The sequence below is a fragment of the Treponema sp. UBA7567 genome (genome assembly GCF_002476655.1).
Classification (GTDB): Bacteria; Spirochaetota; Spirochaetia; order Treponematales; family Treponemataceae; genus Treponema_D.
This window is the reverse complement of sequence record NZ_DLLH01000049.1, coordinates 14,699-34,618: the sequence shown is the minus strand read 5'-3', so window position 1 is coordinate 34,618 and position 19,920 is coordinate 14,699. Positions and strand designations below refer to the sequence as shown.

Genomic DNA, 19,920 nt, shown 5'->3' with positions numbered 1-19,920 from the left:
AGAAAAGTTTTTAGGATTTTTTTTTACAGGGAGTTTTATGGAATACTATTGCTTAATGGTAAGAACCGGCGAAGAGGAAGAATTTAAAAAGAAGGCGCAGAAAGCATTTTGTGAGCAGGCTTGTACGGCGGAACTGTATTATTTTCAACGTACTCTAAAAACAAATCAGGGAAAACCGTATGAAAAACCTCTTTTTCCGGGATACTTGTTCTTTCAGACAGAAAGTTTGACACCTCAGATTATACAAACATTAAAAAAAATTGACGGTTTTATAAGAATTCTCCTTGATAATATAAATCCGATAGAAATTTTAGGAACACAGCTGGAAGAATTAAGACTGTTTATCGGAAATGGCGAGCATTGGGGTATTTCAAAAGTTGAATTTATGCCAGAAAAAAAAATTCGGGTAATTTCCGGACCTCTTATGGGACTGGAAGGTAAAATTTACAAAGTGAACAAAAAGCGAGGCCGAGTTACAATAATTACAACCTTAAATCCAGATGGAAAGAAAATAGATTTGGCATTCGAGTGCGTTCAGGTGATCGAAAAGTAGGTGAAATGCGAGGATTGTTTTATTTTTGAACATCTTGACAGATAAAACTTTGCATAATAAAATCTTATCAATATCAAATTGCAGGCTGTTTACGAGGGGCGTTCGGCCCATAAATAAGAGCAATGTCTACAAACTCCGGGAACAAGAGTGAGAGAACTGTTCCGCTATGGAAGCTTCGGTTTGGAAAAACACGGCTTGCCAGAAAGGGAGAGGGTGTAGGCATTGCGGAAAAATGTAAGGCAGGCTGATTTTTTTTGTCCTTTTGTTTAAGAAAAATCCATTTTAAGAGAATCTATTCTTGTCATTTTCAAAAGAAAAAATCTTTTCAAATTTAATCTGGCGTTTTTTGGAACGAACCGGGGCGCAGTTTGTTGCGTTAGTTGTTTCAATTTTTCTTGCGAGAATTCTTTCGCCGGAAGACTATGGAACGATTGCACTCATAACTGTTTTTATAAATATTCTGAACGTGTTTGTTGACAGCGGACTTGGAAGTGCGTTGATTCAGAAAAAAGACGCTGATAATACTGATTTTTCTACTGTTTTTTATACAAATGTAGTTTTTTGTATCGCTTTGTATATTTTGATGTTCGTCTTTTCTCCGTTTCTTGCTGAGTTTTATAACAGACCGGAGCTTGCATCGATTATAAGGGTTTTGAGTATTACAATACTTGTTTCTGGTGTAAAAAATATTCAGCAGGCCTATGTTTCGAGGACATTGCAGTTTAGAAAATTCTTTTTTTCAACTTTGGCTGGAACAATTATTGCCGCTGTTGCCGGAATATGGATGGCATATCATGGATTTGGAGTTTGGGCACTGGTTGCACAGCAGGTTACAAATCTTTCTATGGATACAATCATTTTGTGGATAACTGTAAAGTGGCGGCCTGAACTTGTATTTTCATTTAAGAGGTTGAAGAGCCTGTTCAGTTATGGCTGGAAACTTCTTGTTTCTGCCTTGCTCGATACATTTTATACGAATCTTTACAACCTTGTAATAGGCAAGAAATATTCGGCGAATGATTTAGCTTTTTACACAAAGGGAGAGCTGTTCCCTAAAGCGGTTGTTGGAAATATAAACAATGCGATTGACAGTGTTCTGCTTCCAACGATGGCGAGCGAGCAGGATAATAAAGAACGTGTTAAACAGATGACACGTCGCGCGATAAAGACAAGCTCGTTCTGCATTGCCCCGTTAATGATGGGACTCGCAGGCTGTTCACATAACGTTATTTCTATTTTGCTTACAGATAAATGGCTTCCTGCCGCTCCGTATCTTGTGATTTTCTGCATAACTTATATGTTTTATCCGATTCATACAGCAAATCTTAATGCGATTAAAGCAATGGGAAGAAGCGATTTGTTCCTTAAACTTGAAATCGCAAAGAAAATTGTTGGACTTTCAGTCCTTTTTTTAACAATGTGGTTTGGTGTAAAAGTTATGGCTTATAGCCTGCTTTTTACAAGTGTTGCAAGCCAGATAATAAATACTTGGCCAAATAAAAAATTGCTTGGCTACGGATATATTGAGCAGCTAAAAGATATTTTTCCGGGAATAATTATGGCAGTTGTTATGGGAATTGTAGTTTCATTTGGAACGTATATTCCTGTGGTAAAAGGTGTTCAGCTTGTTATTCAGATTGTCGTAGGAATTGCGGTCTATATCCTTGGCTCAAAACTTTTCAGATTAGATTCTTTCTATTATATCGAAAACATTCTTGCAAAGAAATTTCTTCATAAATAAACATTAAAAACAAACAACAGACAGATGGAAAAACTCTTGAAAAAACAGCGGAATTCGAATATTGAGTTATTGAGAATCCTTATGATGCTTGTCATTATCGCACATCATTATATTGTGAACAGTGGCGTAATTCAGTGTATAGTTTCTCCCCCCCCCATTCATTACAGATAAATAGGTTTAACGTTTATTTTGCATTGGTGTTTGGCTGGGGTGGAAAGACTGCGATAAATGTTTTTGTACTGATTACCGGCTATTTTATGTGCCGACAGCAGTTCAAGTGGAGAAAGGTTGTTTTTCTTGCTCTGGAAATCGTTCTGTACCGTTGGATAATATACGGAAGTTTCCTTGTAAGCGGATATGAAAGTTTTAGCTTAAAAGAATTTGCAAAAACGATTCTTGTGATTCCTTATGATTTTGGCTTGGGATTCTCCTCGTCGTTCGTGGGATTGTATATTCTTGTTCCGTTTATAAACAAGCTACTTTCTGTGTTGGATAAAAAGGAGCTTGAAAAACTTATCTGTGTATTGCTTGTATTTTTTACTGGATTTTCAACGTTCCTGTTTAATACATCTTTTGAATATATCGGCTGGTATGTGACAGTTTATCTTATTGGAAGTTATCTGCGGCTTTATGAGATGAACTGGATGAGTAGCCGTCGCATTACAGGTTTGCTTTGTGGTTGTAGTTTAGCATTTTCTTGGTTTAGCGTGATTTGCATTCGTTTTGTGGCAGAGAAAATAAATAGAAATCTTCCATATTACTATTTTGTGGCAGACTCGAATAAGGTTCTTGCCATAGCAACGGCAATATCTTTGTTCTTGTTTTTTAAGAATATAAACATTGGTTCAAACAAACTTATAAACAAACTGGCGGCGTCAACTTTTGGTGTTCTTATGATTCATGCCTCAAGCGATACAATGCGTCGCTGGCTTTGGCAAGATGTGTGCAAGAATACTGTTGTCTTTTCAAAAGATGTTTTTATTTTTCATGCAGTCTGCTGTACGTTCGTTGTTTATATTGCCTGCGTAAGCATTGATATAGTCAGAAAATTTTTTACAGACAGAATTTTTCGCATTTTTAGTAAATAGATTTTTATAATTATAGAGGAAGCTCAAAAGTGAGTGAGGAAAAAACAATAACCGTAACAAGTCCGCTTTTGCCGGATTTGAAGGAATTTGAGAAATATCTTGAGGACATCTGGAGCCGCAAGTGGCTCACGAACAACGGCTTCTACCACAGGGAGCTGGAGAAGGCTCTTTCTGGGTATCTAGGGGTTCCGTACCTGAGCCTTTTTACTAACGGAACTCTGCCGCTCATTACGGCTCTGCAGGCCCTGCGCATCACAGGCGAGGTGATTACGACACCGTACAGCTTTGTGGCGACTACACACTCAATCTGGTGGAACGGAATAAAGCCTGTCTTTGTCGATGTTGACGAGGAGACCGGAAATATCGACCCGGAAAAAATCGAGGCGGCAATCACTCCGAGGACGACTGCCATCATGCCTGTCCACGTCTACGGAACTCCGTGCGACACAAAGCGGATAAAGGAGATTGCGGACAAGTACGGCCTCAAGGTGATTTATGATGCGGCGCACGCATTCGGCGTAAAGGTGAACGGAAAATCAATTCTTGAGGAGGGCGACATCTCCACGCTCAGCTTCCACGCCACAAAGGTCTACAACACGGTCGAGGGCGGCGCCCTGGTCTGCCGCGACGAGGCGACAAAGAGACGCATTGACTATCTTAAGAACTTCGGCTTTGCGGACGAGGTTACGGTCGTTGCCCCGGGAATAAACAGCAAGATGGACGAGATCCGCGCCGCCTACGGGCTTCTGAACCTGAGGCAGGCGGACAGGGCGATTGAAAGCCGGAAAAGCACTGCGAATAAATACCGCGACGGCCTTAAAGATGTTCCTGGGCTGCGCTGGCTTTGTGACATTGACGGCGTGCGCCACAACTATAGCTACTTTCCGCTTTTTGTGGATGAGGAGAAGTTTGGAATGAGCCGCGACGAGCTTTATGCAAGGCTCAAGGAGCACAACATTTTGGGCAGAAGATACTTCTATCCTCTTATAAGCGAATTCAGCACATACCGCGGGCTTGAGTCCGCCGCTCCTGAGAATCTTCCGGTCGCGCACAGGCTCGCATCAAGCGTGATATGCCTTCCGATGTACGCGTTCATGGAAGATTCGGACGTGGAGAGGGTTATTGAATGTGTGAGGTGCGGAAAATGAGAGACCTTATAATCGTGGGAGCAGGCAGCGCGGCGCGTGACTACCTGCAGTTCGTGAAAGACATAAACAAAGTCTCGCCGACGTTCATCATAAAAGGATTCATCGCGGACAGCGGTGTCGACATAAAAAAGCTTACGGACGGCGAATATGACATTCTTGGAACAGTTGACGGATGGGTTCCGGATAAGAACGAGGAATTCCTGATGGGAGCCGCCGAGCCTGCGGCAAAATATGTTCTTGCAGGAAAGCTGAAGGCAAAAGGCGCAAGGTTCGCAACCCTGATTCATCCTTCTGCTGTCATAAGTGAATATGCAGAAATCGGAGAGGGCTGCATTGTCTGCCCTTTCTCAAAAATCGGCGCGAATGCAAGTGTGGGCGGTTTTGTCACCGTGGACGGCTACATCGGGCATGACAATTATATAGAAGATTTTGTGACGCTCAGCACAGGAACACGTCTTACAGGCTATGTCTCTGTAGGAAGCGGAACTTTCTTCGGCGCGATGTGCTGCGTAAAGCCGCATACAAAAATCGGCGGCAACTGCTTTGTGACAATAGGAAGCACGGTTGTTCAGGATATTCCGGACAATTCCTATGTGAAGGGAACGCCTGAAATCCGGACAACACAAAATAAACGGAAATTTGACGGGGGGGTACAACTGTAGAGTAAACTTTCTGCGGACAAAGATGTGCGGCCTTCCTGTCAGGAGGACCGCATGAAATTATCGACAATAGCGAATTCTGTAGCTCCGTCACTTACTCGGAGACTCTTTAATTTAGCTAAAAACTATCCTGATGTCATTGATTTTACATTAGGAGATCCCGATGTCCAGCCTAACGACGCTATAAAAAAAGCTGCCTGTACTGCTATAAACAATGGCAAGACTAGATATTCACAAAATGCAGGATTATTAGAGCTTAGACAGGCTATTTGTAAAAAGTATAAAAGCAGAGAAGGTTTAAAATATGATCCAAATTCAGAGTGCATAGTTACAGTTGGAGCTATGGAGGGGTTGTTTTTAGCTTTGTTGGCATTGCTTGATAATGGGGACGAAGTTGTTATACCTGCTCCGTATTACGTCAACTATGTTCAGATGGTTCAGTTATGTCGTGGTGTTCCTGTTATTACAGGAGAAGAATCTGATAATAAATTAGAAATTGATATAGAAAAAATAAAAAGGGCGATTACCCCGAAAACAAAAGCAATTATCTTGAATTCTCCAGCAAATCCGTCTGGAAAAGTTGTTTCTCAGGAAAAAATAAAGAAAATAGCTGAATTAGCTATAGAAAATGATTTAGTTGTAATTTCTGATGAAGTGTATAAGTGCTTAATATATGATAATTGTTCTTTCAAAAGCATTGTTTCATATGAAGGAATGAGAGAGAGAACAATTCTTGTCAACAGTTTTTCTAAAGAATTTTGTATGACAGGCTATAGAATTGGTTATGTTTTGGCACCTCATGAGATTATTGATGCAATGGTAAAGCTTCAAGAAAACATTTGTGCTTGTGCTCCTTTGCCATCTCAATACGCTGCAATTGAGGCGTTTAGTAGCAAAACAGATTATTCTGAAAACATGAAGAAAATTTTCTCTCTGAGAAGAAATCAATTGGTTTATGGTATTAATAAAATTTCTGGACTGTCCTGTATAACTCCTGAAGCAACTTTTTATCTTATGGTTGATATTTCTAAAACAAATATGAATTCAATTGATTTTGCTGAAAGGCTTCTAGAAAGTGTTCATGTTGCAGTTGTTCCTGGAATTGCTTACGGGAAAAATTGTGATGGCTATGTAAGAATTGCCTTTACTCTTGAGGCAGAAAAAATTGAAGAAGGGCTGAAAAGAATAAATAGTTTTATGGTTGCCTTTTTGGAGAATAAAAAATGAAAAAAATTTTGATGCTTGGAGGTTCTTTATACCAAACATATGCAATAAAGGAGGCTGTTCGTCTTGGCTATTATGTTATCACATGTGACTACTTGCCTAATAATCCTGGACATAAATTTGCTAACGAATACTATAATGTAAGTACAACAGATAAAGATGCTGTGTTAGCATTAGCAAAAAAACTAAAAGTTGACGGAGTTGTCGCATATGCTTCTGATCCAGCTGCTCCTACTGCCGCATATGTTTGTGAACAGCTCGGATTGCCAACAAGTCCATTTAAGTCGGTTGAAATTCTTTCTAAAAAAGACCTTTTTAGAAAATATCTAACAGAAAATGGATTTAATGTCCCTAAAGCAAGAGGATATACAAAATATGAGGATGCATTAGCGGATATTGATAATTTTAAGCTTCCTGTGATGGTGAAACCTGTAGATTCTTCTGGCAGCAAAGGTATTAACAAACTTACAGATTGGACTCAACTAAGAACATTTGTTGATGATGCGCTTAGTTATTCTCGTGATAAACGTTTTTTGATTGAAGAATTTATCGAAAAAAAAGGCTATCAAATATCAGGAGATGCTTTTAGCGTTGACGGAAAACTTGTATTTCATTGTTTTGGAAATGAATATTACAGTAATAATGTAAGCAAAAATTTTGCCCCGTTGGGTGAATGTTGGCCTTTTATGATGGACAAAAAGTATATTGATATTCTTGAACAAGATCTTCAAAGGCTTATTTCTAGCCTAAATATGAAATCAAATGCGTATAATGTTGAAGCAATTGTCGGGCAAGATGACAAGGTTTATATATTGGAACTGGGAGCTAGAAGTGGAGGCAGTTTGATTCCCCAGATTACAGAATATGCAACAGGTGTAAATATGGTTACATATGTCATAAAAGCTGCCATGGGAGAGGATTGCTCTGAGTTAAAAATGAAAGAAGCTCATGGATGCTGGTCAAATTATATGGTTCATTCAAATACAACAGGAAGGTTTAGGGATGTTTGGGTTGATGAAAAATTTAAGAGAAATAATCTTGTTGAATATGTAACTGATATAAAGGCAGGAGATAAAGTTCATAAATTTCGGGATGCACAGGACTGTATAGGGGAATTGATAGTTAAGTATGAAAATACTACGCAAATGTTTGAAATGATAGAAGATATGGATGATTATATAAAAGTTATGGTGGACAAAAACAATGATAGAACTAGTATCTAAAAAAGAAGAAATAGAACATCTTCTTGAAGAGATGAAGAATGTTTTTAGTCCTCCTTTAACTACTAGAATTTCAAATTTGTCAGAATATGCAGAAAAATTAGAAAAATTTGCAAATGTGTATTATTCAGTTTTAGACGGTGAAATTTGTGGCTTTATTTGTTTTTATAACAATGATGATGATTCAAAAACTGCTTATATTTCTCAATTAGCTGTAAAAGAAAGATTTCAAGGAAAAGGTGTCGGTCAAAATTTGTTAGACAAATGTGTTGAAATTGCAAAGAAAACAAATAGAGTTGCGATAGAACTTGAAGTTGATGATGAAAATGAAAAGGCAATTAGTTTTTATAAAAAAAATGGATTTGTATTTATTGGTAAGAGAACAGAATTCCAAAGTCATCATATGAGAAAAATTATCAGCTGATAAAAAATTAACTATATGAAGTTCCTGAAAGAAATTCTTTTGAAGAATTTTAAGTAATTCTTAAAAAGTTTTTGATAAACAAGATAAAAATTTGAAAATTCCATGAAAAAAAGTGCTGAGGTAGTAACAAAATACTGAAACATAAGAGCACTTGTAGTCTTGATATGTGATGACATCTTTACTGTTATTTTGTTGTTATTTGCAAATATAAAAAAAATAAGACAAAAGAGGTTCTAAATTGAATGTTTGTACGTTTTCTGACTTAAAAGATGAAATAGTGGATTGTCTTAGAAATAAAAAACTTCTTCCATTACTAGGCTCTGGATTTTCAAAAGGAGCAGAAACTAGAAGTAATGGAAAAGTTCCTTCTGGAACAGAATATAAAACTATAATGCTAAATAAATTAAAAGAAGAATCTGCTTTTACCTGTGAAACATTAAAAAAACTTAATAATGATAAATTTTCAAAAGTTTGCACTTTCTATGAAGGGTGTAAGAAGATAACAGATGAAGTAAAACGTAAAATTTTGAGAGAGAATTTTAAAGGTGTTCTGTTGAAAGAACCTTATACAAATTTTTTGAAAATAGATTGGTCTTATATCTATTCTTTGAATTTTGACGATGCTATTGAAAATAGTAGTGAATTTAAGGAAGTTGTAGTTGCAAACAGAAAAGTTTATTCTCAAATTTTTGATGAGGAGAAATGTGTAATTAAGCTTCATGGTGATGTTTCTGATTACATAAAATATAAAGATGGTGAAAGTCTAAAAGTTTTCACTTCTGAAGAATATTTATCTAGTTTGAAAAAAAATGATTTACTTCTTACAAAATTAAAACATGATTGGTTTTATTGTAATTTTATTATACTTGGTTGTAGTTTTGATGATGAGCTTGATTTATTATCTATTCAAAATGTGATACCTGACGATAAAAAATATTTAAATGTTAAGAGGATTTTTATATCCGATTCTGAACCTGATGAATATAGAAAAACAGAATTAGAACAATATAATATAACTGATGTAATAATTTCAAAAAGTTATGATGATTTTTATAGAGATATTTATGAGGCTTATATTGAATCAAAAAAAACATCGTCTACAGATATTTTTAAATACCCTAATATAAAAATTAGTGAAGTTCAGAATGACGAGAATGAGAAATATTTTTATTTTGGTAAAAATTTATATGATAATAAGTATAATGAAATAACTATTCCTGCTTACTTTATAAATCGCGAAATAAAACAAAAAATTGTAAAAAATTTTAAAAGTAATACAATACATTTGGTGTGTGGAAATAAAATATCTGGGAGAAGTTATTTATTATTTGATATTTATAATGATTTTTATTCATCAAAAAAGGTTTTTATATTTAATGGATTTTCTTCATTGAATGAAGAGGCGTTTAACTATCTTTTAAAACTCAAAAATTCTATTGTGCTTTTTGATATAAACTCTATAACACGGGAACAGTTCAAAAAGCTTATAAATTTCTACGGCAATATACATCAGAATGAAACTAATATAGTGGTAATTTTAGGAAATAATTCTTCTGATTTCTTCGGCGTTCTAAAGATGCTTATTATGAAAAACAAATTAAATGATAGTGCAATTCAACGTTATGAAATTTCGAATAAATTATCTGATAAAGAAACTTATTTGATTAATACAAAATTATCAAAATTGACTATTCCTAATTTTTCTTTTAAGAAGACTATTCTTGACAATTTGATTATTGTCGCAGATATAATGAATAAAAAAAGTAAATTTAATTCAGAGGTTCTTAAATGTAATTCTGAAAAAGTAATGACATTTCTAATAATTATTGCTGCCAAAGAAAAAATTACAAGTTATGATTTAGTTTTTTTTGATATAGCACAAGAAGCATATTTGTTTATATCAAAATATCAAATGATATTTGAAGTTTGTGATGAATTTAATTTTGAGAAAAAAGCATCTTCGAATTCACAATCAAAAATAGTTATAAATTCAAAATATTGGTTAACGAGAGAATTGGGCACTTTTGTAGATAGTATAGGAAGAAAAGAGCTTGTTATAAATTCTTATAGGTATTTGGTATGGCAATGTGTTAATAAATCTAATGATAAAATTGATGCTGCGAAAAAATACAAAGACTTCATTTTATTTGATGTAATAAATAATACATTTTTACAAAATACCAATACAAAAAGACATGATTTTGCAGAATTTATTATGGAAATTTATGGAAACTTAAAAGATATTGTTGCAGAAGATTATCAATATATGCATCAGTATGCAAAAAGTTGCCTGCATTATAGCAGAACCTTAAAGAATAATTCTGATAAATTGAAATATTTGCAGATTGCTCTAAATAATGTAAAAGTTTCGCAAAGTCAAGTTGAAGTCATATTGGAAAATTCCCGAAATGAAAATCTTTCTATTACTCTTGCTCATATTCAATATACTTTTGCAACTATCTATTGTGATATTTGTAAGGCTGAAAACTATGTCAATAAGGATAATATTTTTGAAGCTATTAACTCAATAGATATAGCTTTATCTTCTCCATACAATAATGATGATTATAGAAGAGACAACAATAAATCAATTGGAATAAAAAATTTTATGGACTCATTTTTGGCAAACAATTTAGTTGAGAAATTGAATAAACAACAGAAAAGTTTTTGGCAAGAAATATTAAATAAAACTAGATTAATTATTACGTCAAATAGTAATTGGTAAAAAATCAGTGACTATCATTCAGAAAAATAAATTCAAAACTTATAAAAATTCAAATGAAATACAAAAATTGACAAGAGTTTCGGTTATTTTTCAGATGATTTAGATAATAAAAAAAACAGGAAGAATTTAATAATGATTGACACTACTCAAGAGCAAATTATGCAGAACTGGAACGGAGAGATTCCGCTTGTCTCCGTGTGCTGCATAACTTATAACCATGAGCCATATATCGCGCAGGCACTTGACGGCTTTTTGATGCAGAGAACAAGTTTTCCGTTTGAGGTTCTGATGCACGATGACGCTTCTACAGATAACACCGCTGACATTATCCGCGACTATGAAGCAAAGTTTCCAAAAATTATCAAACCGATTTATCAGAAAGAAAACCAGTATTCGCAAGGAAAGCGTGAGATTTCTGAAACTTGGAATTTTCCGCGTGCGAAAGGCAAGTATATTGCAATGTGCGAAGGCGACGACTACTGGATTGACGGGAACAAGCTGCAGATGCAGGTGGATTGTCTGGAGAATAATCCTGAGTATGGGATGTGCTACACAAAGGCAAAACAGTTTATTCAGAAAAAAATGAAGTTTTCCAGAACAAAATTTGGCTTTTATGTAAAAGATTTTGAAGACTTGCTTTTTAATGGAAATAGAGTTCCAACACTCACAACCGTTTTTAGAAAAGACTTGCTAAACAGTTACTTGAAAGAAATATATCCGCAAGACAAAGGCTGGCTGATGGGCGATTATCCTATGTGGTTGTATTTCGCACATGAAAGCAGAATAAAATTTATTGATAAAGTTACAAGTGTTTATAGAGTGCTGGAGAATTCGGCGAGCCATAGCAAGGATATAAAAAAGCAGCTGGTTTTTGAAAAGTCCTACTGGGAAATAAAGAACTTTTTTTCAGAAAAATATCTGAATAGAACGATTCCTGCTTTTGATGAGCATTTAGTTTTAGCGTATATCTATTTGCGGAATAGTGACAGAAAAGCTGCCAAGAAAGAATTTTTACAAAGCAGAGAACAGACTTTCAAGGTTAGAGCTTATGAACTGATTTGCTCGTTTGAGATTTTGTTTGGACTTTTGATGATTAAATGGAGGAATTTATGAATTGTTGTATTTGTGGTGTTGAATTAACAGGAGAAAATACCTCTATTGAGCATATTATACCAAATGCAATTGGAGGGCGGTTAACTAGCAAAAATATTTTTTGCAAGCAATGTAATAGTAATTTTGGTACTACTATAGACAGTAATTTTGTAAAAATATTTCAGCCGATACAAGACTTTGTAAAAATTGATAGAGATAGAAAAACTAAAGGTGGAAGTTACTCTGGATTTGTTTTTGATAAATTCAGTAAAAAAATATATGAAGCAAACATAAAGAATGGAAAAATTACTTCAATGTTTGATGAGAATAAGAAAACTATAATATATGATCCAGAAAAACATAAGATATTAGCGTGTAAATTTAATCTTGATAATAATGCATTTAAAAGAGGTCTTGCGAAAATCTCATTTGATTTTGCAATAGAAAAAGGTCTATCAACGACTGCACTAGATGAAATTTTTGACATTCATAATAAGACTATAAAAGAAAAAATAACAATAATTCCATTTATTCCATTAACTTCTTTTGATGTTTTTATGGAATCTAATACGGACGCTATGTTTCATCTGGTTAGATTGTTTAATTGTGATAAATTTTTGTTTACTTATATAGAATTGTTCAGTACATTTCAATTCTATATTTTGTTATCTAAAGAGTATACAGGAAGTCAAGTTGATGAAATTTTCTGTCAAAAAATAACTAAAGAAGTGCTTGATGAAGAAAATATTAAGAAAAGTTTTGAAATTCGCTCCAGGGAAGATATGGATATAATTTCGGGTTCTTATGGAATAGATGTAAAAGAAGTGAAAAAAAACTTAAAAAATACAGGTGATGTAAATGAAGATTTTAATAATTTGTTTGAAGCTGTATCAAAACAAGCCTTTGAAAATTATAGAAAATCCACTTATGAAATCGATTATTATGAAACAATGAGAAATTGTATTTTGCCTAAAGACCTTATTCATATAAAGCGTTCTCGCAATTTAAATTTCTTAGATCTTTTTTATTTTTATGAAAACCAGAATTCTGAAAAACTTAATGATTTTTATAAAAAGTACATAAAAATAAATGGAAAAAAATGTATATATCCGAATAAAATTGCTTCGGTTATCTCTGCGCATTCGGATAATAAATGTTACAAAATTTATGGATATTATAAGTTTTGTAAATTGATGGGATTGCAAAAAAAATAGTGATTTACAAAAATGACATACATAAGGCAAATTAATACAAAAATAATATCTCCTCTTCTATATTTTTCATTCATCATTAGTTAGATATAAAACAAAAGTGTGAAATGAAAATATAAATCTGAATTAAAAAGATATGAAAAAAATAATCAATTTTTTATTTTACATATATACATTTCTCTGTTTATTGCTGCCTGCTGCAGATTTAATTCTCAGTAAGAAAATTGTGTTCGCAATGTTGCTTGCAATATCCATTATTTTTGTTTTTTTGCAAAGAGACTTTAAGTTTAATAATTGCAATATTGAAAGATTTTTTTTGTTGTTTTCTATACTACTAGAAGGAGCAATTTTTTCATTGTCTGATAGCAACGGAAATCCTATTTTTTTGATAACATCCTGCTTGCCTTTTTTGCTTTGCATTTTCTTAAAAGATACGGTGGACGGTGTGAAATGCATAAAAATAATGGGATGTATACTTTCTTTAGCTGTAATTTTACTGGCTGTACTTCCTATCATTTCAAAGCCCCTTAGTATCGGAGCAAACGTTTTGTTCTTAAAACTGAATTCCGGTTTTCTTGGAGAAAGAACCTTTGGTTCAATAAGGCTTACAATGATACATTTCAGAACTTCTCCGATATTGCTTATTACATTTTCGTTGTATTTTATAGATTTTTGCGACAAGAGAAAATTCAAGTTCTTTGCTTTTACTGGATTAACAGGAGCTGCTATTCTTTTGTCAGCTTCAAGAGGACTTATTCTATTTTCTTTCTTATCAATTTACTTGATATGCTTCTTTAATATAAATAAAAAGACATACAGAAAGTTCTTTTTTCTTTTTACAATTGCAGCAGCCTTTGCATTGTCTTTTTTATTAGCAAGTACAAATGTGTTTGATACAAAAGAAGAATCTAACTCTGTAAAGATTGGACATATAGAATCCTTTAATGAACTTGTTAACGAGCATCCGTCTATACTTTTGTTCGGGCAAGGTACAGGCTCGTCATATTATTCAAAAGGATTTAACAGGGTAGTTTGGCAGACAGAAGCCACATTTTTTGACATTTTGCGTTACTGGGGAATATTCGGCTGCATCCTGTTTATTTTTATTATCGCTCTTCCTCAGAAAAAAATCAGTTTAAAGTATATTATTCCGTTCTTATTTTACTATATAAATGCGTTTACAAATCCTTTGATTTTTAATTCGACAGGAATGCTTGTAATTGCAGTTTATATTTTGCTTGTTTCAGACAAATCTTCTGTGAAATATATTGAAAAATCTAACAATAAAAAATCTATAACCCTCTAAAAATTCTATGCTCACTTTCATAATAGTACTCTACAACCAGAAAATTTCTGCGGAAAAATTTTCTATGCTTAATGGAAGAATTGTCTTTTGCGATAATTCTACTGACGCAGAAATAAAAAGCTTTAATGTTTCGTTTGCAGAAAATTTAAAAAATGACAATTTTTTTTATCTTGATATGCACGGAAACAAAGGGCTTTCAAAGGCTTATAATTCCGCAGTTGAAAATTTGAAATTAAATGCGAATGATTTTGTCGTGATTTTTGATCAGGACACTGTAATTCCGCAGAATCTGCAGTTTCAATATGAAAATTTTATTTCAGAAAACAAAGACGCTGACATAATTTGTCCCATTGTTCTTGATTCTGTCGGCGTTATGTCTCCAAGCATTGCGTGCGGAACGAAATTCAGGCACATTGCTTCAATTTCTGAAATAAACGAAAAGAACATTTTTGCTTATTCTTTTATAAATTCAGGAATGTGCATAAAACGCAGTGTTTTTGCCAAGATAAAATATGATGAAAATATGTTCTTGGATTTTGTTGACCATGATTTTGTTATAAGCGCGAAAAAAAATGGATTCAAAATAAAAATATGCAAGGAAGTTGTTTTAAATCAGAACTTTTCTGGAGTTACAAAAAATACATATAAGCAGGATTTTTCACGGTTCTGCATTTATATGAAAGATGCAAAAGTTTTCTACAAAAAATGGTTTGATAAAAGCTATAAACTGGTTATTTTTCCAAGAGCAATAAAACTTTCTCTGATTCACAAAAATCTTTCATTTCTACTCACTTTACTAAGGAACAAATAAATTTATGATTTCTGTCTGTATGCCGACTTACAACGGCGAAAAATTCATACGGATTCAGCTGGAGTCTATTCTCTCTCAGCTTGGAAACGATGACGAGATTGTTATTTCCGACGACTCTTCAACTGACAAAACTGTTGAGATAATAAAATCTTTCAACGACAGCCGCATTCATCTGCTAGAAAATAATTCTTTTCATTCTCCGGTTTACAATCTTGAAAATGCCCTGAAAAACGCAAAAGGCGACTTTATCTTTCTTTCTGACCAGGACGATGAATGGACGGTGGACAAGGTTTCAGTCTGCATGGAAAAACTTAAAGACTGCGACATTCTGATTCACGATGCAGACATTGTTGACGGAAACGGAATTCAGACTGCAAAATCTTTTTTCAAGCTGAACCATACCAAAAAAGGAAAGTTCTATAACCTTCTGAAAAACGGCTATCTTGGGTGCTGTATGTGTTTTTCTAAAAAACTTTGCGAAGCCTTATTGCCTTTTCCGAAAGAGCTTCCTATGCATGACATTTATATTGGAAACTTTGCGGCGTTCAATGGCTATAGAATAAAATTTATAGAAGACAAGCTTATTCACTATCGCCGTCATGGAAATAATGCAAGCATAACATCCGAACACAGCCATCGAAAACTGCTTTCAAGAATATCTGACAGAATAATAATTCTAAAAAACATATAGATATTAAAAACAAATTTTATACAAACAGGACTCTAAAAAAATCATGAAAATCTCAATCATCACAGTCTGCTTCAATAGCGAGGCAACAATCGAGCGGACGATAAAATCCGTTCTTGCGCAAAAAAATATCGACCTTGAATATCTTATTATTGACGGAGCTTCAAAGGACGGAACGCTTGGCATTATAAAAAACTATGCGGAAAAAAATCCTTGCATACACTTTGTAAGCGAAAAGGACAGGGGAATTTATGATGCCATGAACAAAGGAATTTCTATGGCGACTGGAGATGTTGTCGGAATTTTGAATTCTGATGATTATTATGCATCAACTGATTCACTTTCGTCTATTATAAGTGTATTTGAACAGAACAATGTTGAGATGGTGTTTGGAAATCTTCTTTATGTGAAGAATAATAAACCGTATCGCTATTGGAAGAGCGGAAAGCCAAGAACATTTAAATTTGGCTGGATGCCGCCTCATCCTGCTCTGTTTGTAAAAGCTGAAGTCTATAAAAATAACGGAGTTTTCAGGCTCGACTGCGGAATAAATGCCGACTACGAGCTTATGCTCCGCTTTTTTGAAAAAGAAAAACTCTCTTCATTCTGGCTAGATAAAATCATAACCTGCATGGAAGCCGGCGGCACAAGCAATAATGGAATAAAATCAAGAGTTGCCGGAATAAAAAACGACTCATTAGCATGGAAAGTAAACGGTCTAAAAAAGCATTGGTATACAGTGATTTTGAAAAAGTTAAGAAAGACTCCGCAATTTTTTGTTTTAGATAAAAAGTTGCCAATATGAATGAGAGGGCGTTGGGAGAGATAAAAGGGCTTGAAGCTAATGAGAAAAGTTGCAAATAGATAGAACATAAAAATGAGGAGCTTTTAAGATATGCATATTATTGGTATAGAATTATTAAACGATAAAAAAAATATTTTTAAGAATTTAAAGCATAAGAACTCAAATTTTAACGGATGGTATTCATTTTGTGGTTATGATTCTTGCGAGAAACCTCCAAAAATTGATTCTCATATCGTATTTTATGTATCAGATAATTTTTATAAATTTAAGAACTCCAATACAAATATAAATATAAGTTGTATTGTTGGAAAAAATGGTTCTGGAAAATCAACATTATTAGATGTTCTTTATAGAATTATAAATAATTTCGCGTTTTGTATTAAGTCTATATTTCCATATAATGGCTGTGATTTAATATATTCTTCAGGATTTTCTGCTGCTTTATATTTTTCGATTTTGCAAGATGATGGAAAAGAGTATGTCGGATATATAAAAAATATTGATAGTAAAAAACTTATTGTGAAACTTCCAAAAGAAAAGGAATTAGAAATATCAGTCAAAAATAACAAAGGTATTTTTAATGTTGCCTCTAGTCTCAATGGTGAAAACTTTTCTTTGTCAAAATTACAAGATTTATTTTATACAATTGTAACTAATTATAGTATGCACTCTTTTAATCCTGAAGATTTTGAAACTAATGATTTTTATCCGGAAGGAATTTTTCATAAAAACGACGCTTATATAACTCCAATAGTTTTATTACCTTATAGGGATTCTAATGGAGTAATTTTAATAGATAATGAACGAGACTTAGCAAGACAAAGAAATATTGCACTTCAAATTTTTTTATATAATTACCAGAATGGAAATCATAAAATTATTAAAAATAAAATACCATTAAAAGTATCTTATCGATTTGATAAAACTTACATTGAGAATCATGGCGCGGAAGAAATTAAGGTATTGTTCGAAGAATTACAAAATAAAATAAATGATTTTTTAAATACTGATTTAAAAACTATGGAGAAATATGGAAAAAACTTAATTTGCAATCAACTAAAATATGATGAATATTTTAATTCTCTAAAGAATTCTTGGGCAAAAAGAATTTTACAAAAAAATGAGAAAAAAGATTTTTCGGAATTTGATATTGATAAAGAGATGGTAGATACTCTGCTGCATTATTTGGCTTTTAAGACATTAAAAACTTGTGCTCATTATGGATTATTTATAAAATATATTAATTTTAGAAAAAATGAACAATTTGCAGATGAAGTATTAGACGAAATATTAAAAGATAATACATTCATTACCTTAAAACTTAGGCAGTGTTTTAATTTCTTCTCTTTAGATTATAGATATGAAAATGGTTTGTATGAAACTAATTATAAGAAAATAGCAGAAATTTCTTGTGGTGAAGAGAAATGTATTGATGATTATTTTTTGCAGTTACCACCGTCAATTTTTGAAACAGATTTAATATTTGAAGATGAATTTACAAAAAAAGAAATAAATTTGTCATCATTTAGCAGTGGAGAATTGCAGCTGCTGAATAGTTTTAGTTATGTTCTTTATCATTTAAAAAATCTTGAATGTGATAAAACTGAATTAACAAATAAAAATAACATTGATTATCCCAATTATAAAAATTTTTTTCTAATTTTTGATGAAGCGGAACTATATATGCATCCAGAGTATCAAAGGTTATTTTTATATAGACTTATTGAAATGATAAATAATTGTAATTTTAATACTAAAACACAAATTCAAATTCTTATAGCAACGCATTCTCCTTATATATTAAGTGATGTTCCGCTTCAGAATGTTCTCTTGTTGGATAATGGAGAGATTCAGACAAAAAATTTGTTTGAAGACCAAACTTTTGCTGCTAATATATATGATTTATTGCAAAAGCAATTTTTTATGACAGCACCTATTGGGGAAATTGCAAAAAATAGAATAAATGAGATTATTTCTTTTTGTAAAAATGAAACAAGTCATGAGGATATAGAAGAAAAAATTCGAATATATGATTCTATCATAAACAATTTGGGAGATTCATATTTTAAAAATACATTAACTTATATGCTGAACAAGAAGAGGAAAGAATTTATCAATGTTTAGAGTATATATAGATTTGTTTTATAAAGATATAGGACAAAGAAGAAAATTTGAAGAAAGGTATTTTTCTCTAATAAAAGAAATTGCGAAAAAGATTCATGTAAAATCACGAAAAAATGCGAAATTGGTAAAATTATATAGTTTAATAGATTCCAAAATTAAAAGAATTTATGAAAACTTTGGAAGTTATGTTTCTGATTTTCCTGAAAACTTTGAAAAATTATTAATATTATCACCAAGAGAAATTGCTTCAATATATATAGCATATAAGAAGAATGAAAACTTTAGAAAGACTGTCGATAAAGAATTTGGAATGGTTTACGGTGCAAAAAATGGAAAACACCTTCTCTTAGATTTTTCAAAATTTTCTAGAAGTATCGCACAATTTTTTACACTGCCGGATAATGAAAAAATAATAAATATCAATACTTGCTTTTATTGCAATAAAACTTATATAAATTCATATGAAATTGGGAATATGAAAAAAAGTCAGTTTGATATTGATCATTTTATTCCTAAATCAAGATGCCCATTGTTTTCCTTGAGCTTATATAATTTTGTGCCAAGTTGCCAAGTATGTAATTCAAGAATAAAACAGGCTGGTGAATATTACAAGGAATGCAATGAAGAACAATTGGAGACGTTGTTCCCATCCAATGAAAATTATAAATATATTGATTATTTAAGATTCAGAATAATTCCAAAGAAAATATTATATCAGCAAGCCACAAAGAGTTTTTCATTTTCAGAAATGAAGGATTCTTTTGATATCGAATTTGAAAAACTTGATGAGAAAAAGTCAATTTTATTCGAAAAAGAAGCAACTGCTTTTGATATTATAAAACGATATGAATATCATAAAAAAGAGTTTTTAGCATATATCGATAAATTAAGAAAATATCCTGATTCATATTTTTTATGTTATGCAAATATACATGGAATAAATGAAGCAAACAATTTAAATGAAGCTATTTTTAATAAATGTTTTAGAAATCAAGAAAGACAAATATTTCAAAAAATCTATAATGATATTGACTCTCAAATTGAATGAAATTCTACGATATGAACCACCTTGTCCTTGACTGCTACAAGCACCTTGGAAAG

At 32.6% G+C, this 19,920-nt stretch carries 18 protein-coding genes; 17 read left to right on the top strand and 1 reads right to left on the bottom strand.

Translation table 11 applies throughout. The features are described from left to right. Positions 1–37: 37 nt before the first annotated feature. From B3Y13_RS06210 to B3Y13_RS06160, 11 genes are all read left to right on the top strand, one after another. Positions 38–553 carry a transcription termination/antitermination NusG family protein gene (locus tag B3Y13_RS06210; RefSeq protein WP_296693384.1) on the top strand — a complete coding sequence of 172 codons (516 nt, stop codon included), beginning with the start codon at positions 38–40 and terminating at the stop codon, positions 551–553. Between the two features lie 298 nt (positions 554–851). Beyond that, positions 852–2,294, top strand: a complete 1,443-nt coding sequence (locus tag B3Y13_RS06205; RefSeq protein ID WP_296693380.1) for a lipopolysaccharide biosynthesis protein — start codon at positions 852–854, stop codon at positions 2,292–2,294. Positions 2,295–2,428: 134 nt separating this feature from the next. Then, positions 2,429–3,382, top strand: a complete 954-nt coding sequence (locus B3Y13_RS06200; RefSeq protein ID WP_349681362.1) for an acyltransferase family protein — start codon at positions 2,429–2,431, stop codon at positions 3,380–3,382. 29 nt (positions 3,383–3,411) lie between these two features. Continuing rightward, complete coding sequence (locus tag B3Y13_RS06195; RefSeq protein WP_296693375.1) at positions 3,412–4,530, top strand: DegT/DnrJ/EryC1/StrS family aminotransferase; 1,119 nt, start codon at positions 3,412–3,414, stop codon at positions 4,528–4,530. Then, positions 4,527–5,192: a hypothetical protein gene (locus tag B3Y13_RS06190; RefSeq protein ID WP_296693373.1), complete on the top strand. Its 666-nt coding sequence runs from the start codon at positions 4,527–4,529 to the stop codon at positions 5,190–5,192. Before B3Y13_RS06195 ends, B3Y13_RS06190 begins: the two co-directional genes overlap by 4 nt. 51 nt (positions 5,193–5,243) lie before the next feature. Beyond that, the gene (locus B3Y13_RS06185; protein WP_296693371.1) at positions 5,244–6,416 is read left to right on the top strand and encodes a pyridoxal phosphate-dependent aminotransferase; all 1,173 of its coding nucleotides are present in this window, start codon (positions 5,244–5,246) and stop codon (positions 6,414–6,416) included. Further along, positions 6,413–7,636 carry an ATP-grasp domain-containing protein gene (locus tag B3Y13_RS06180; RefSeq protein WP_296693368.1) on the top strand — a complete coding sequence of 408 codons (1,224 nt, stop codon included), beginning with the start codon at positions 6,413–6,415 and terminating at the stop codon, positions 7,634–7,636. The genes B3Y13_RS06185 and B3Y13_RS06180 overlap by 4 nt, the downstream gene beginning before the upstream one ends. Continuing rightward, entirely contained in the window at positions 7,617–8,057 is a 441-nt protein-coding gene (locus tag B3Y13_RS06175) for a GNAT family N-acetyltransferase (RefSeq protein WP_296693366.1), read from the top strand. The genes B3Y13_RS06180 and B3Y13_RS06175 overlap by 20 nt, the downstream gene beginning before the upstream one ends. Before the next feature lie 238 nt (positions 8,058–8,295). Continuing rightward, entirely contained in the window at positions 8,296–10,782 is a 2,487-nt protein-coding gene (locus tag B3Y13_RS06170) for an SIR2 family protein (RefSeq protein ID WP_296693363.1), read from the top strand. A gap of 132 nt (positions 10,783–10,914) precedes the next feature. After that, complete coding sequence (locus tag B3Y13_RS06165; protein ID WP_296693361.1) at positions 10,915–11,895, top strand: glycosyltransferase family 2 protein; 981 nt, start codon at positions 10,915–10,917, stop codon at positions 11,893–11,895. Continuing rightward, complete coding sequence (locus B3Y13_RS06160) at positions 11,892–13,088, top strand: HNH endonuclease (protein ID WP_296693358.1); 1,197 nt, start codon at positions 11,892–11,894, stop codon at positions 13,086–13,088. The genes B3Y13_RS06165 and B3Y13_RS06160 overlap by 4 nt, the downstream gene beginning before the upstream one ends. 159 nt (positions 13,089–13,247) lie before the next feature. Here B3Y13_RS06160 and B3Y13_RS06155 read toward each other — a convergent pair whose 3' ends face one another. Next, positions 13,248–13,601: a hypothetical protein gene (locus tag B3Y13_RS06155; RefSeq protein WP_296693356.1), complete on the bottom strand. Its 354-nt coding sequence runs from the start codon at positions 13,599–13,601 to the stop codon at positions 13,248–13,250. A gap of 370 nt (positions 13,602–13,971) precedes the next feature. Here B3Y13_RS06155 and B3Y13_RS06150 point away from each other — a divergent pair, with 370 nt between their 5' ends. The 6 genes from B3Y13_RS06150 to B3Y13_RS06125 all read left to right on the top strand — a co-directional run bounded on the left by B3Y13_RS06150 (position 13,972) and on the right by B3Y13_RS06125 (position 19,867). Beyond that, complete coding sequence (locus B3Y13_RS06150) at positions 13,972–14,391, top strand: hypothetical protein (protein ID WP_296693353.1); 420 nt, start codon at positions 13,972–13,974, stop codon at positions 14,389–14,391. A 7-nt stretch (positions 14,392–14,398) separates the two neighbouring features. After that, on the top strand, positions 14,399–15,202 hold the full coding sequence (locus B3Y13_RS06145) for a glycosyltransferase (RefSeq protein ID WP_296693350.1): 804 nt from the start codon (positions 14,399–14,401) through the stop codon (positions 15,200–15,202). Between the two features lie 4 nt (positions 15,203–15,206). After that, positions 15,207–15,893, top strand: coding sequence for a glycosyltransferase family 2 protein (locus tag B3Y13_RS06140; RefSeq protein WP_296693346.1), 687 nt, complete (start codon positions 15,207–15,209; stop codon positions 15,891–15,893). Between the two features lie 43 nt (positions 15,894–15,936). Further along, positions 15,937–16,695: a glycosyltransferase family 2 protein gene (locus B3Y13_RS06135; protein WP_296693343.1), complete on the top strand. Its 759-nt coding sequence runs from the start codon at positions 15,937–15,939 to the stop codon at positions 16,693–16,695. Between the two features lie 90 nt (positions 16,696–16,785). After that, complete coding sequence (locus tag B3Y13_RS06130; RefSeq protein ID WP_296693341.1) at positions 16,786–18,819, top strand: AAA family ATPase; 2,034 nt, start codon at positions 16,786–16,788, stop codon at positions 18,817–18,819. Between the two features lie 13 nt (positions 18,820–18,832). After that, positions 18,833–19,867, top strand: a complete 1,035-nt coding sequence (locus B3Y13_RS06125) for an HNH endonuclease (protein ID WP_296693340.1) — start codon at positions 18,833–18,835, stop codon at positions 19,865–19,867. The last annotated feature ends 53 nt before the right edge of the window (positions 19,868–19,920 follow it).

Excerpts from the sequence above, each read along its gene's own strand:
- B3Y13_RS06210 (WP_296693384.1), top strand. The coding sequence starts at position 38 with ATGGAATACTATTGCTTAATGGTAAGAACCGGCGAAGAGGAAGAATTT.
- B3Y13_RS06190 (WP_296693373.1), top strand. The coding sequence starts at position 4,527 with ATGAGAGACCTTATAATCGTGGGAGCAGGCAGCGCGGCGCGTGACTAC.
- B3Y13_RS06185 (WP_296693371.1), top strand. The coding sequence starts at position 5,244 with ATGAAATTATCGACAATAGCGAATTCTGTAGCTCCGTCACTTACTCGG.
- B3Y13_RS06180 (WP_296693368.1), top strand. The coding sequence starts at position 6,413 with ATGAAAAAAATTTTGATGCTTGGAGGTTCTTTATACCAAACATATGCA.
- B3Y13_RS06175 (WP_296693366.1), top strand. The coding sequence starts at position 7,617 with ATGATAGAACTAGTATCTAAAAAAGAAGAAATAGAACATCTTCTTGAA.
- B3Y13_RS06165 (WP_296693361.1), top strand. The coding sequence starts at position 10,915 with ATGATTGACACTACTCAAGAGCAAATTATGCAGAACTGGAACGGAGAG.
- B3Y13_RS06160 (WP_296693358.1), top strand. The coding sequence starts at position 11,892 with ATGAATTGTTGTATTTGTGGTGTTGAATTAACAGGAGAAAATACCTCT.
- B3Y13_RS06155 (WP_296693356.1), bottom strand. The coding sequence starts at position 13,601 with ATGATAGGAAGTACAGCCAGTAAAATTACAGCTAAAGAAAGTATACAT.
- B3Y13_RS06145 (WP_296693350.1), top strand. The coding sequence starts at position 14,399 with ATGCTCACTTTCATAATAGTACTCTACAACCAGAAAATTTCTGCGGAA.
- B3Y13_RS06140 (WP_296693346.1), top strand. The coding sequence starts at position 15,207 with ATGATTTCTGTCTGTATGCCGACTTACAACGGCGAAAAATTCATACGG.
- B3Y13_RS06135 (WP_296693343.1), top strand. The coding sequence starts at position 15,937 with ATGAAAATCTCAATCATCACAGTCTGCTTCAATAGCGAGGCAACAATC.
- B3Y13_RS06130 (WP_296693341.1), top strand. The coding sequence starts at position 16,786 with ATGCATATTATTGGTATAGAATTATTAAACGATAAAAAAAATATTTTT.